The 15,269-nt window shown below is 42.6% G+C and carries 9 protein-coding genes; 8 read left to right on the top strand and 1 reads right to left on the bottom strand.

Annotated elements, in window-relative coordinates; all coding sequences use genetic code 11:
* The first annotated feature begins 284 nt into the window (after positions 1–284).
* From CS948_RS16475 to CS948_RS16450, 6 genes are all read left to right on the top strand, one after another.
* Positions 285–866 carry an RNA polymerase sigma factor gene (locus CS948_RS16475; RefSeq protein ID WP_176555091.1) on the top strand — a complete coding sequence of 194 codons (582 nt, stop codon included), beginning with the start codon at positions 285–287 and terminating at the stop codon, positions 864–866.
* A gap of 61 nt (positions 867–927) precedes the next feature.
* Entirely contained in the window at positions 928–2,040 is a 1,113-nt protein-coding gene (locus CS948_RS16470) for a FecR family protein (protein ID WP_255302051.1), read from the top strand.
* A 170-nt stretch (positions 2,041–2,210) separates the two neighbouring features.
* Positions 2,211–5,603, top strand: coding sequence for a SusC/RagA family TonB-linked outer membrane protein (locus CS948_RS16465; RefSeq protein WP_099292824.1), 3,393 nt, complete (start codon positions 2,211–2,213; stop codon positions 5,601–5,603).
* Positions 5,604–5,621: 18 nt separating this feature from the next.
* Positions 5,622–7,118, top strand: coding sequence for a RagB/SusD family nutrient uptake outer membrane protein (locus tag CS948_RS16460; RefSeq protein WP_255302050.1), 1,497 nt, complete (start codon positions 5,622–5,624; stop codon positions 7,116–7,118).
* A 16-nt stretch (positions 7,119–7,134) separates the two neighbouring features.
* Positions 7,135–7,830 (top strand): DUF4843 domain-containing protein, encoded by a 696-nt coding sequence (locus tag CS948_RS16455; protein WP_176555090.1) that lies wholly within the window; start codon positions 7,135–7,137, stop codon positions 7,828–7,830.
* A gap of 16 nt (positions 7,831–7,846) precedes the next feature.
* Positions 7,847–9,436: a PKD-like family lipoprotein gene (locus CS948_RS16450; protein ID WP_176555089.1), complete on the top strand. Its 1,590-nt coding sequence runs from the start codon at positions 7,847–7,849 to the stop codon at positions 9,434–9,436.
* 29 nt (positions 9,437–9,465) lie between these two features.
* Here the strand turns inward: CS948_RS16450 and CS948_RS16445 are convergent, their stop codons facing one another.
* Positions 9,466–10,023, bottom strand: coding sequence for an RNA polymerase sigma-70 factor (locus CS948_RS16445; protein ID WP_099292818.1), 558 nt, complete (start codon positions 10,021–10,023; stop codon positions 9,466–9,468).
* Positions 10,024–10,368: 345 nt separating this feature from the next.
* Between CS948_RS16445 and CS948_RS16440 the strand changes: the two genes are divergently transcribed.
* Entirely contained in the window at positions 10,369–11,526 is a 1,158-nt protein-coding gene (locus CS948_RS16440) for a FecR family protein (RefSeq protein ID WP_099292816.1), read from the top strand.
* 78 nt (positions 11,527–11,604) lie between these two features.
* Positions 11,605–15,264 carry a SusC/RagA family TonB-linked outer membrane protein gene (locus CS948_RS16435; protein WP_255302049.1) on the top strand — a complete coding sequence of 1,220 codons (3,660 nt, stop codon included), beginning with the start codon at positions 11,605–11,607 and terminating at the stop codon, positions 15,262–15,264.
* Positions 15,265–15,269: the final 5 nt, after the last annotated feature.

Below are 15,269 nucleotides of genomic sequence, written 5' to 3'. Positions count from 1 at the left end.
TAAATTTATCTTTTTTCACGGAAATTCTCTCGTTATCCTAAGGTAATACTACCTCAACTTGCTTATCAGCCGGATGTAAGGCGGTTATCGCGTCCTTTGCCAACGGGGAGATAAGAGGGGTAGAAGTATTTTGTGACGGAGTAGGGGTTGTATTACGGTAGGATTACCTTGGAAATTCAACAGGTAGATTTATTGAATGTAGACAAGAATTTTCTGTTTAACAGATGTTGGTTATTGATATTTAAAATTTAATTTTATCTTTGCTTTTCCAAAGGATGTTGGATATGACAGATGAACAAAATACGGTGCAGCGACTGATTGCCGGGGATGTGAAGGCTTTTGAAAAAGTGTTTCGTGATTATTCCCGGGAGTTGTATTTTGTCGCGTTGGGATTAAGTCGTGATCAAGCGGTGGCGGAAGATGCCGTGCAGGAGAGTTTTGTTTATTTGTGGAGTCACCGGGAACAGATAAACGTGAAACATTCGCTCGTGAATTACTTGCGGAAAATGGTTAGGAATTACGTGTTGAATTATATGCGTCACCAGAAGGTGCGGGCGGAAAAGGAAGCGGATATTATTCGGGAACAAGTGTTCCTGAACGAAGAGGAGGAGGATATAACGCCAAAGATCGAGGCTATTCGCTCGGTGGTTGATTCTTTGCCGGAGGGATGCCGCAAGATATTCGTGATGGCGGTAATCGAGGGAGTGAGTTATGCCGAAACGGCGGAATCCATGGGAGTTGCCGTGAATACAGTGAAATCTCAGGTCAGGATAGCCTATAAGAAAATAAAGGAGTCGGTGCAGAATAATCCCGACAATATGGCGCTTACTATGTTATTTTTACTTTCCTTGAAAAAAATGTTATAATCTTTTCACCCTTTCGGGCAGTTCGAGTGCATTTATTATGCAACGAAAAATGAATGTATTCATGAAAACAAAGGATGAATTGTTCGAGAGATTATGGAATGTATTGTATCCCAATGAGTATTCCCCGGAAAAGAAGATAGATCCGGATGTGCGGGAGGCGATAGAGAAGCTGTATGACTTGACGTCTATGCCGGAACCCGATTATGACGGGATATGGAATCGGGTAGTGAAAGACCCGGTTATCGTGCGGCGTCACAAGATACGGCGGGTATTAAGGTATGCTGCCGTGATTATTTTGCCGTTTATATTACTTTTAAGCGGGGTGTTCCTGTTAAATCGGGATAAGCCGTCCGGTGAAATGCCCGTGTCGTTTGAGCGTCCCAAGAATGCTATTCTTCTGACATTGTCCGACGGTTCGGAGTTGAATCTGAGGGAAATGCAACAGAAGTATCTGACGAGAGAGAGTATGGTGGAGATACGGCAGGATAGTACGAAGGGATTGGTTTATGAAACAAAAGCCGAGGATGACACGGTTCGGCGATATCATACTCTTGAAATTCCGGTAGCTGCCGATTTCCGTTTGCAGCTTTCCGACGGGAGCGTGGTGTATTTGAATTCCGGTAGTAAGTTGAGGTACCCGGTAACTTTCGGGGGAGCGGAACGGAAAGTGTACTTGGAGGGAGAAGGTTACTTTGAAGTGGTCAGAGATGAGGAGCATCCTTTTAAGGTGGAAGTCCGGAATATGGAAGTGGAGGTGTTGGGGACGAGTTTCAATATAAATGCTTACCCGGAAAAACCGGATATACAAACCACGTTGGCGAGCGGTAAGGTACAAGTGACGAGCGGGACGAAACGGGTGGTATTGTCGCCCGGGGAACAGGCCGCGTGCGTGAATGGTGATATTCACGTGAGGGAAGTCGACGTGCGGGAGTATACCAGTTGGAAAGACGGTATGTTTATTTTCAACAAAATGTCACTACGGGATATTATGATTCAAATGGAGCGTTGGTATGGTTTAAAGGTTACTTTTTTCGGTAGTGGAATCGAGGAGTACACTTTTACGGGGATGATTGATAAGAATCTGCCGGCAGCGGAAACGTTCAAGGTGATCGAAAAGGTGGTAGATGTCCGTTTTTCTCTGAAAGACAGGAATGTAGTCGTCACCAGACTGTAATATAAAAAATTACCGATAGTTGTTGGTAGCGTCTATCGGTAAGTTTCATGTTCCGGTAATTTGTTGGTAGCAAACCCGGATATTGTCTAACTTTAAAGTTCAAATTTATGAAAAAAAAGCAATTACACGTTGCTAGGTCAAGTTTTTTATTAAAAAAAATGCTTCGTGTTATGAAATTAACATTTTTTATTCTGTGCGTGTGTTTTATACACGTGAGTGCGGCAACTTACTCTCAACAGCAGAAAGTGTCGCTAAAATGCGAGAACGAGGTACTTTCGAAAGTACTGAAAGAATTGGAGAAGCAGACGAGTTTGTATTTCTTTTTCAATGACAAGGCGTTGGACGTGGAACGTAAGGTTTCGCTTTCCGTGGAGGACAAGGAGTTGGGAGAAGTTTTGGGAAAGTTACTGGGAAAAGATTACCGGTGGGAGATCATGAATAATTTGATCGTGGTGACTTTCAAACCGATAACGGACGAGAAGAAGGAGATAAGGATCGTGGGGAAGGTGACCGACGAGAAGAAACTGCCACTGGCGGGCGTGACCGTTTTGGTGAAAGGATTAACCGTGGGTACCGCCACGGATATGGATGGTAAATACGCTTTGACGTTACCCCGGATGGAGGGTTTTTCTTTACTTTTCTCGTTTTTGGGTATGGAGACTCAAGAGGTGAAATACTCGGGAAAAGACACGATCAACGTGGTGATGCGGGAGGATGTGAAAAGCGTGGAAGAGGTGGTCGTGACGGGATATGCCAATATCAAGAAATCCAGTTTCACGGGTTCTGCCACGCAAGTGAGCCGGGAGGAGATATTGAAAGTGTCCTCTTTTAATTTGATAAGTGCCTTGGCGGTATTCGATCCTTCGTTGCGGTTGGTCAAAAATAACGAGATGGGTTCCGACCCGAATACCTTGCCGGAGTTTTACGTGCGGGGGCGTTCGGGAATAGCCAGCGTGAAGGAGTTGGATGAGATGGGAAGTTCTTCCAGTGTTGCGAAATTCGCTTTGACGAGCAATCCGAATATTCCTATTTTTATTTTGGATGGTTTCGAGGTGAGTGTTGAGAAGGTGTATGATTTTGATATTAACAGGATTGCCAATATTACGATTCTGAAAGATGCGGCGGCAACAGCCATGTATGGTTCCCGGGCTTCTAACGGGGTGATCGTGATTGAATCGGTGGCTCCTGCCCCGGGAGAGTTACGGATTAGTTATAGCGGGAATTTGAGTATTACCGCCCCGGATTTGTCGTCTTACAATATGATGAATGCCAAGGAAGCCTTGGAAACCGAGGTGGCAGCCGGGTTGTTTGATTATGATCCGGGAGATGCTTCTCAGACACCGATAGCGCAGATAAGAATTAAGAATCAATATTATATAGAGAAACTCAATAAGGTTTCCAAGGGGGTGGATAATTATTGGTTGTCGCAACCTTTGCGGACGGAGGTTAATGCTAACCATAGTGTTTATGTGGAGGGTGGAAGCGAGAGCGTGCGTTTTGGTATAGATTTGCGTTATAATAATCAAAACGGTGTGATGAAGGATTCCTACCGGAATCGGTTGGGTGCCGGGTTCGCGTTGGATTACCGGTATAAGGGATTGCAGGTGAGGAATCAAACGACTTTCGATATCACGCGTACGAAGGATTCTCCTTATGGTACTTTTGCCGATTATACCCGGCGTCATCCCTATGACGAGTGGGTGGATAAGGACGGGAATTATGTACAAACGTTGCCTAGCTATGGTTTGACCGGAACGATAGAGAAAAATCCTTTGTACGAGGCAAGGTTGGGAAATTATTCCAAGGCAGGGTATAAGGATTGGACGAATAATTTGACGATAAACTGGTATATCAATAATTATTGGCAGATTAAGGGGCAGTTGGCTTTGAATTATAATATTTCGGATACGGATAAGTTCACGGATCCGGCTTCTTCCTCTTATAGCGTGACGGCTTCCGCTTTTACCAAGGGAGAGCGGAATCTGACCGAAACGAAGAGTTTTGGATGGAACGTGAATTTATTTACATCGTACAACCGAAGTTTGGGAAAGCACAATGTCAATCTGTCGGTGGGTATCAACGTGAAGGAGGATCAGAGAGAATTCGAGGAGTCCGCGTACAAAGGTTTTCCCAATGCCAAACGTCACGCGATTTCTTATGCCTACGAGATCGTGAAGAAACCCACGGTAACGGATAATAAAACCCGTTTGTTTGGTTTCTTTACCACGTTGAATTATAGTTATGATGATATTTATTTGTTTGATTTTTCTTTCCGGGGTGACGGTTCGTCCGAATTCGGGAGCGATAAGAAATGGGGACCTTTCTGGTCTTCCGGTGCCGGGGTGAATATCCACAAGTATGCGTTCGCCGAACAATGGAGTTTCTTGGATCAATTGAAGGTAAAAGCTACTTACGGGCAGACGGGTAAGTTGAACTTCCCGCCTTATGCCGCCCGACATTCTTTCGAAACCAAGCTGGATCAATGGTATCCTACCGGAATCGGGGCAACTTTGATTGCCATGGGAAATGATAAGTTGACGTGGGAGAAAACGCTTTCTTGGGATCTGGGGATGGAAGTCGGTGTTTTTCATGGAATTTTGTTCGGTCGGTTTAACTGGTATAACCGGAAGACGATTGACGGTATCACGGATGTTTCTTTACCGGCTTCCGCAGGTTTTTCCAGTTACAAGAGTAATGCCGGAGAGATCCAGAACAGGGGTATGGAGTTCTATCTGAACGTGAAACCTTATACTTCCAAGAAGTTGGATATCGTGATATACGGTTCTCTGTCACATAATGAAAATAAGATTCTAAAGTTGTCTAAGGCTCTGGAGGAATATAATGACCGGGTAGACGAGCATTTTAAGAAATATGCCAATGCCGATGCCAATTCCCCGTTGACTTCTATTCTGTGGACAGCGGATGATAACCGGGTGTACTCGAAGCCGGTGATGAAGTATGAGGCGGGTAATTCAACGACGTCGATTTACGGGATGAAGTCAAAAGGGATAAATCCGGCTGACGGGCAGGAAATCTATCTCAAGCGTGACGGAACTATCAGTTACGAGTGGTCAACTTATGAACAACAGAAGATAGGGGATACCGAACCTTGGGGAAATGGTTCGCTGGGTATTAATGTACGGTTTATGAACTTTACTTTCTATACCACATTTATGTTTGAATTCGGGGGTGACAAGTATAACCAGACGTTGGTGGATAACGTGGAAAATGTCAATTTGTGGCGGAATAACGCAGATCGCCGGGTGCTTTCCCAACGTTGGCAGAAGCCGGGGGACGTGACTTCTTTGAAGTCTTTGAAGGATCGTTATTATATTACCCGTCCGACTTCCCGGTTCGTGCAAAAAGACCGTACTTTGACGTTCAATTCGTTGAACGTGGGATATGATTTCAATCGTGGTTTAATTCAACGTATCGGTCTGGATATGTTAAGGCTTCAGTTTAGCATGAATGATATAGCCACGGTTTCTTCTATCAAGCGGGAGATGGGGTTAAGTTATCCTTTTGCCAGAACCTTTACTTTTACTTTAAATGCAAGTTTCTAATCTAAAAAATAGAGTGAAATGAAAATGAAGAGATTGATGCAGTGGTTGTTGGCGGCGATGGTGTTGACATCGTGCAATGATTGGCTGGATATAAAGTCCGACAGTGTGTTACTGGAAGAGGAGATTTTCGGCGATTATACCGGGGTGCAAATGGCAGTGAACGGTGTGTACCGGGAAATTAGTGTCACGAATTTGTACGGGAAGAACTTGAGCTGGGGATTTACCAGTGCTTTAGCCCGGAATTACCTTACTTCGGGGTTGCCCACGGAGTTGGTGGAGGCTTCTAATTATAATTGGAAAAATTCGAGTGTACAGGAGGTGACGGAAAGTACATGGGCGAAAGCCTATAATGTGATAGCCAGTTGTAATAATATCATACAGCAGGTGGAGAAGAAGGATAGTTCTTTTTTTAATAACAAGGATATAGAGAAACAGTTGATTCTTGCCGAGATGCGCGGCTTGCGGGCGTTGTTGCATTTTGATATGTTACGCTTGTTTTGCCCGGTGCCCTCGGGAACGAATCAAGGCAGTCCGGCAATTCCTTACGTGACGAGGTATCCGGAGCATCAGCCGGAGCGAATGACCATGGAGCAAGTGCTTGAGAATATTGTTTCGGATATGGAGTTCGCGCAGGAGAAGTTGGGACCTTTGGATACCTTGAAATTCGTGGCATGGACGAAAGGAAGGCAACATCGTTTTACGTCGGGAGCTCATGCAACCCCGTTAGGAGGAGATGATTTCTTGAATTACCGGGGATTGCGAATGAATTATTGGGGGGCTACCGCTTTGTTGGCACGGATATACATGTGGATGGGTAACGAGGAGATGGCTTATAAAAATGCGGAGGCTATCAAACGATTCGTGGATACGGGATGGTTTAAGTGGACACCTGCCAATAATCACGGGAATTATGATGCGTATCCGGAAATGTCCGATCCCAAACGCTGGGAAGAGCTTCTGTTGGGATTCTATAATAAAGATAATCTGGAGAATTTCGAGAAGGCAGCTTCGTATGATCATTATTTTAGAATGAATGAAATGGAGAAACTTTTCGGGTTGGAAACGGATGATTATCGTTATAAATTTTATAACCGGTATAATGATAATCACCGCTATCTGGTGTGGGAACGTCCTATCGCATCTATAACTAATATGAGTGGTACCGTAACCACGAATATTACCCATCAGTGTCCGCTTATTCCCGTGGTCCGTTTTCCGGAGATGTACCACATCATGATCGAGTGTCTGATTAACAAGGGACAGATCGTGGAGGCGAAAGCGTTGTTCTCCACGTTGAGAATCCAGCGGGGCGTGAAGGAGTATGCTTTGCCGGATGATCCGGATGACTTGAAGGAAAAGTTGGTGTACGATATGATTCGCGAAGGGTTGACAGAGGGGCAAACGTTTTTCATGTACAAGCGATTGAATCATGATATTTTTAACGGGGATAGGGATATTCCGATGACAGCGGATAAGTTTATTGCCGAATATCCTAATAATGAAACGTCTTATTAATTTAATGGAAGAATTTATGAAACGAATACTATTGATATTAGGAATGTTGTATCTCTTCTCGGGTTGCGAGCGGGAACATATCATGACTTATGGTAATGATGCCTACATTCAGTTCACGGGTAAGATGGCGGATTCTTTAGAGTTTTCTTTTACTTTTTACCCGAACCGGGATACGATAGATTACGGTTTAGGCGTGAAACTGGTCGGGCTTCCGGAGGACAGGGAGAGAGAGTACAAGGTTGTTGTCGTGGATGATTACACGACTGCCGCCTCGGGAAATTATATACTGCCGGAACGTTGTGTGCTGGGAAAAAACGAGGAACAATGCGAGTTGGTTGTGAAACTTGTTAAAACTCCGGATTTACAAACGACACCGGTAAGACTGACCGTGCGTCTGGAACCGACTCGGGATTTTATGCTTGGGGAAACATCCCATATCGCTCGCATTATCTGGATAAATGATAAGATTTCTAAACCGGATTGGTGGAATAGTGTAATCGTGAATAGTTATTTGGGTACCTATTCAGATGAAAAGTATCGTTTGTTTATTGAAATTACCGGGGTCGGGTATTTGAATCCGGAGGATGCCGTGGACTGCCGTTTCAACGCGTTGCTTTTGAAAAAACATTTGAATGAAAAAGAGGCAAACGATGAAACCGTGTACGAGAAGGACGGGCACACGAAAATGACTGTTACAGTAATTGGAAGTTGATTAAATGGAATATATGATGAGAATAGCGATTATATTTTGGGGAATAGTGTTTTCGTGGTTATTAAGCGGATGCTACGAGGACAAGGGAAACTATGATTACGCGGAAGTTAACGAAGTGATTGTTAATTTGAAACCGGCGAACACGTACACGATTTACGGTTATCTTGGTGAAGAGCTTGTGATTGTTCCTGAATTGACATTCCAAAACCCGTCGGATACGTTAGAGTTTGATTACACTTGGAAAATCGATACGATGGTTATTTCGCGTGAGCGTGTGTTGAGATACACGCATCAAGGGAAATGTGAAATTTATTCACTAAATCTGTTCGTGACAGACCGGAAGTCCGGGCAGGTGTATTATGATCGTAACGGGGTGGCCTTGCAGATAGACTCCCCGTATAAGTATGGCTTTGTTCTTTTGGCGGAAAAGAGCGACGGGGCGACTGAGCTTCATTATTTGCGATTGGAAAAGCCCACGGATGAGCCTTTTTACTATCTTCCTTTTTATAATCTTTACAGTTCCTTGCATCCGGGCGATCCTTTAGGACGGAAACCGTATTATATCACGGAGAATTTTACAACTCCTAATAATGGAGGGGACGAGTTGACGATACTTCAAGAGGGAGGTGGATGTGTTTCTTTGAACGGTACGTTGTGGAATAAAGAGGTTGCTTTGGAAGAGGAATTTTATGGAGGTTATCCGGAGGGTGTGTATCCGAAACTTTTGTTATTCGGTAATGTTGTCGATTTAATGATAGGTGATAACGGGAAGGCTTATTCCCGGTATATTTATCCACAATCAAGTCAGCCGACAGGTTTTCATCTGACTCGTTTTATGAATATTCCTTTTGATTTCGATAAGCCCAATACTTATATTGACAGGATAATACCCGCTACTTATTTTTGGGTGGGTTTGCAGTTGATGCACGATAAAGCGAATAACAGATTCGTGGCTATCGCTGCCAATGGAGATCCGTCTGCGGGGTTACAGGGGGTCATTCGGGATAATTCGACAGATCCTGATGAGTTCGTGAATTTGACGGATTTTGGTGATTATTCCTTGGTTTGGGCGACATGCGAGAGAGGTGATTACGGTACCGGGCATTACCGGTGTATATTCAAAAAAGACGGTGAGTATTATGTCCAAAAGTTCTCGTTGTCCAAGGACTATTATTACGCGACGATGAACGTGTCGAATAGAGGTAAGTGGCTGTTTGCCGGTTCTGATATTGTATCCGATCAAGCGGTGTATGCTATGTTGAGAAGTGGAAATTACATGTACTTCGCGGAAGGGAAGTCGCTGTACTATTGTGAATTTCGTAATGAAGCAGGGGGAATACGACAAATCGTGAAGAAAATTCATGATTTTGATAAGAATATTACACATTTAACCCCGGATTACAATGGCGATCGGTTGTTGATAGCGTTGGAGGGAGGAAAAATCTTTATTTTCTACACGATTGATCAAGTGTTGGGTTCACCGGATCCGTGGGCAGCGGGAAATATGTACGAATCACCCGATAATGTTGATTTGGGAGAGATTAAACAGGTGATATTCAAGTACGGTAATTTTATGAGTAGTAGTGGCGGAAGTGCCCCATGGTAGCAAGGATGAGGGGGGAATACCCCCTCATTTTATAATAATGTTTCCAGATATAGTATCACGGCTATGGATGATAGGTTCCCCAGTTCATCTTGTAAACGTTTTAAGGCTATCGTTTTTTGTTTTTTCACGGTGTCCACGGCAAGGTCTAATTCTTGGGCGATTTCGGAAGTTTTTTTCCCATCGAGTGTCATGAGGCAGATTTTTTTGCATTGCGGGGGGAGATGGTCAATTGAATTTAATAGCTGACGATATACTTCTTCGCGAATGAGAACGTGTAACACGGAAGGATTTTCTTGCTCTTCTATTTCATCGGATATTTTTTTCTCGTGTTGTTGTTGTATCTTTTGCTTTCGGATGTGGTTTATACATTTGTGTTGTACGGAGCGATATAAATAGGTACGGAGAACTAATTCATTTGTGAATTTGAGTTCCTTTTCCCAAAGTTGCACGAATAAATCTTGAACTATATCCTTTGCAGCCTCGTTGTCGTTGATTATTTGAAAGGCGAATTGCACTAAAGGGGTATAAAATTCTTTAAATAGAATTTCATATTCGGACTCGTCGTATATGTTGCGGAAGTTTTTCATTATCAGTTTAATCCACCTCTGAAGTGTAATATGAATAAATGTTCATTTAATAATACTCTTTTCGTGCTTGAAAATCATTAGTTGAATTTTGATATCAAGTAAATGAAAGACTTTGATTATGAAATAGATCGAAAATACATTCATACTCTTGTTTAGAAATAAAAAAACACTAATTTTGAATTTTATTAAATGAACGTTTTTATATATTATCTGTATGGTTTCTAGCTTATTTTATTAGAAATCCGATCTATTGGAGTGATGTATCGCTATAATCTATGAATTTTTTGAGTTTCTTTTACCACTTTTTATCTCTTGATGTGTTTGTATTATAAACAGAGATAAGAAATGGATAAGAATTTTGAGATTGCAGATATAATAGTTGCTTTTATCAAGAATGAGGCGACTCCTCGACAGATAAGCGTGTTAGATGATTGGATAAATGAATCGGAGGCTAATAAACGCTTGTTTATTTCATTATTGGATGAGGTGGCATTTGAACAAAGATTGGATAGATCGAGAGTGTTGGAATTGGAAGATGCGTTTGGAAAGGTGCGTGCAAGAGTAAGAAAATCCAAACGCGGCTATTGGCGATATGTTGCTGTAGCGGCTTCTGTTGCAGTGGTTGTTGCTATCGGTGGCATCATGGCATATTGGGTAGGAATACCGGAGAAACAGGGTATTGTCACTCGGCAACAATCTATATCCGTGGGGAAGAGTCGGGCATTTTTAACTTTGGGTACGGGTGAAAAAGTGGCTTTGGAAAGTCAGGATACATTGTTGAGGGGAAAAGCAATGAATATCCGGATACAGGAAAACGGGGAAGTCTTTTACGAGATGGCGGATTCCATTGCACCCGCGGAGGTTGAATACAATATAATGGAAACACCGCGGGGGGCGGAATTTCAATTGGTGTTGTCCGACGGGACAAAAGTGTGGTTAAATGCCGGGACAAAATTACGTTATCCCGTGAAATTCATTGGAAAAGAGCGAAGAGTGGAGTTGACGGGAGAGGCTTATTTTGACGTGACTCGTGACGAGGATGTGCCTTTTGTCGTGGAGACTTCCCGCTCTGCTGTGACTGTTTTGGGGACGGAGTTCTGCGTAAGGGATTACGCGGGTGAGGCAAATCTGACTACTTTGGTGCAAGGGAGCGTTTCTGTCGAAGATCAGCGGGGCAATGCTTATCTGATACGTCCGGGGCAACAAGTGAATATCGGCAAGGAGGATTCCCGGGTATTGGACGTGGAAACTATTTATTTTACTTCATGGAAAGACGGGTATTTTATATTTAACGAGGCGACATTGAGCGAAATTATGAGCGAGTTGTCTAAATGGTATGATTTCGATTGTTTCTTCCTCAACCCGGATGCCGGTAATGAAAGACTAACTGCAAGACTGAAAAAATATGATGATATAAGCGTTATTCTGGATATTTTATCTCGGACAGGTAATATACAATTTACCCAAAAGGGAAGAGCTATTACGGTAAGAAGCGCTTGCTAAGAAAAACTTCGGGGAACAGGCACCACCCAAATTCCCCGTAAGTAATTATTAATTAACGTACAATTAATACGCAAATTTATGAAAAAAACGGAGAATGCGGGTAAATGCCCGCGAGAAAAATTGAAACATCTGATGAGGCTCTTGAATGTCTTGTTGCTGATGACTTTATTATGTATGCCTTCGCGAGGATTCTCGCAAGAAAAAAGGTTCACGTTTGAATTTAAACATGTGCCGGTGAGTACGGTTTATCTTCACATCGAGAAGAATAGTGATTATTCGTTCGTGTATAATACACAGGAAATTCAACGAATTGGTCTGAAGGATTATAAGTTTCAGAATGCGACGATTCAGGAAATTCTAGATTATTGTTTGAAGGGAACCGGGTTGAAGTATGAAATTCGGGATAAACACGTGATAATCCGTCGTGTTCAAGAGATTCGAAGTCAACAGGATATGCGACAAATCCGTGGACTGGTTGTCGGGGTGGATAGTATTGAGTTGCCCGGGGTAACCGTTCTTTTGAAAGGAACTTCTATGGGGGTCACCACAGATGCAAAGGGATATTATTCTGTTTGGATCCCGAAGCAGGAGGATGCCGTGTTAATATTTTCTTTCGTGGGAATGAAAACTCAGGAAATCCCGTGTAAAGAGAAAAGCGTGATAAATCTCGTGATGGAAGAAGATGTGACTGCCGTGGAGGAAGTAGTCGTGACCGGGTATCAAACGATGCGAAAAAGTGATGTCGTGGGATCCGTTACTACCGTGAAAGCTTCTGATATAATGATGCCTTCCTATACTTCGATCGATCAGATGTTACAAGGACGTGTGGCGGGAATGATGGTGACGAACACGAGTTCCCGCGTAGGGACATCGCCTAAGATTCGTGTTCGCGGCACGTCCACATTATTGGGTAACCAAGATCCCTTGTGGGTAGTAGACGGAATTATTCAACCGGACCCGATTTCGATTAATACCAGTGATGCGATGGTAGACGATTTGAAAAATATTCTGGGAAATCAGATTTCGTGGTTGAATCCTGCCGATATTGAAACTATTACCGTGCTGAAAGATGCTGCTGCTACGGCTATTTATGGTTCTAAAGCTGCCAATGGGGTAATTGTGATCACGACCAAAAAGGGAGAGAAAGGGCGTTTGACCGTGAACTACGGTTGTACGTTCACTTTTAGGGCTCAACCTAATTACGCGCAATTTAATCTGATGAATTCGGAGGAACGAATACAGTTTAGTAAAGAAGCTTTTGATCAAGGAGCTCTTTATACGCAAGTACCACCTGCTTCTATAAATACTTATGAAGGTATTATGCGAATGCTCTATGATAAACAAATTACGACGGTAGATGCGGAGGTCGCGGTAAAGAAGTTGGCATCCCTGAACACGAATTGGTTTGAAATATTAACCCGAAATTCATTTAGTCACAACCATAACCTAAGTATGTCGGGAGGAACGGAAAAGGTTACTTACAATGTTTCTTTAGGATACAATGACCAAGCGGGGGTGGAAGTAAAGAATGATGTGAAAAATCTTTCCGGACGGATGAATCTGGGAGTTCAGCTACATCCGAAGTTACGTGTTGACGTGATACTCTCCGGGGTAATAAACAAGAATCTCGGTTACGCGGCAGAGGTGAATCCGATAGGTTACGCGCAATCAACGAGTCGGGCTGTGCCTGCTTATGATGATAATGGCGATTTGTATTATCAAGATAAGGGGGCAAGCTATAAATTGAATAATAGAGATGCTCTTTATTTGAAATATAATATATTGAATGAGATAGACCACAGTTATTCCAAAAATAGGACATCTTCAATAAACGGTTCTTTGAATTTTTCTTGGGATATTTTCCCTTGGTTGAAATACGAATTTGTGGGAGGTATTAATAATTCAAACAAGAATGCGGAATCATATGCGGGAGCTCAAACCTATTATATCGCTAAAGAATATAGGGGATATGACTATGGAACGGAAGAATACGGTTCGGAGAAATACAATGCTGCCATGTTGCCGTATGGGGGAGAGTTGTATAACAAGAATGATGAAATCACTGGGTGGAATATTCAAAATAAAGTGACTGTTCAAAAAACTTTTGCAGAGAAGCATCGAATAAATATTTTGTTAGGAACGGAATCTTCTTCATCGTTAACAAAAAACAGGTCATACAAGACATTCGGTTACTCTGCAGAGCGAGGTGAATCCGTGACTCAACCGACTCCTATTGAAAAATTGGAAGCTATCGGGTATAATCCTACAAGGGATTGGGGTATTTTGAATGTATTATACAATGGCAGAGGATGGGGACGTGTATCTCAAATGAGCAATCAATTTTCTGTGTTTGCTACATTGGCTTATTCTTTTATGAATCGTTACGTGTTCAATTTCAGCATGCGTAATGATGCATCCAATCGTTTCGGTCAAGACCAGAATAAACGTTTTGATCCGACTTATTCATTTGGTTTGTCTTGGAATGTTGCTCGGGAATCGTGGTTGGAGAGTATTTCTTCTGTGTTGAATCAGTTTTTGTTGCGTGTTTCTTATGGTATACAAGGAAATGCAGTAAATTCTGTAAGTCCTGAACTGATTCTGAAGATGGGAGAGACGAAAGAGTATTATGGTAGTTTTACGTCAACGGTTTCTCGGTTGCCTAATCCGGATTTGAGTTGGGAACGCACGAAAACATGGAATCTGGGGGTAGACGTCCAGTTGTTGCAATGGATTACGATGACGTTGGAGTATTATCGGAAAAGGTCGAATAATATCGTGAGCCAGGATATTGCACTGGAATACGGTAGATCGTCAATGGAGATAAATGGCGGGAGAATGACGAATTCGGGAGTTGAGTATACTTTAAATGTTACGCCTGTACGTACGAAAGATTGGGCATGGACAATCGGGTTAAATTCTTCGAAGAATTGGAATAAGGCCAAGACACAATCTATAGATGTATTTAGTTATCATGATTATTTGCAAGGAAGTAGTACGAAGGTATTGAAAAAAGGATATGCGCTATCGAGTATCTGGTCCTTCTCGTACAAAGGATTGAATCATGACACGGGAATGCCGGAATTTAACTTGATTTACGAACAAGATGGGAACGGGGAATATATAAAAGATGATGATGGTAATCTTATTTTAAGAACGGTTTCTGAAATAACGGATTTTCTTGTGTATTCAGGAAAAACTGAACCAGATTTCACTGGAGGGTTAACTACTCGTTTGAGATGGAAAGGCTTGACATTCGGGGCAAATTTCTCTCTAATTTTAGGTGCGAAAAAACGTTTGCCTAATCCCTTCCCGGCAGGACAACGCATTCCGACTTCTGACGTGAACTTGGACAAAGAGTTACTGAAACGCTGGAAACATCCGGGAGATGAGTTAACGACCAGTATACCGAGTGTATACACGGGTAAGACAGAAGAATACATAACATTACCGGATAAGGGAAGTGCGGGATTCGGGACTCCGGTAGATCCTTATAGTATGTGGCAAAATTCGGATTTACGGGTTGTTCGTGCAGATTTTTTGCGTTGCCAACAAATGTCTTTGTCATGGAATATAGATGGAACGTGGTGTGCCCGCTGGGGAATAAAAAGTATGTCATTGAACGCCACGATGAATAATCTGTTCGTGCTTGCAAGTAAAAAATTCCATGGTTTCGACCCTGAATTGGGGAATAGTATTCAACCCAAGACTTATTCTTTGGGTGTAAATATCGGTTTTTAAATTTA

Origin of the sequence: Butyricimonas sp. Marseille-P3923 (assembly GCF_900184685.1) — a bacterium.
GTDB lineage: Bacteria > Bacteroidota > Bacteroidia > Bacteroidales > Marinifilaceae > Butyricimonas > Butyricimonas muris.
The sequence above is the reverse complement of the archived record's forward strand: the minus strand, read 5'-3'. Positions and strand labels throughout refer to the sequence as shown.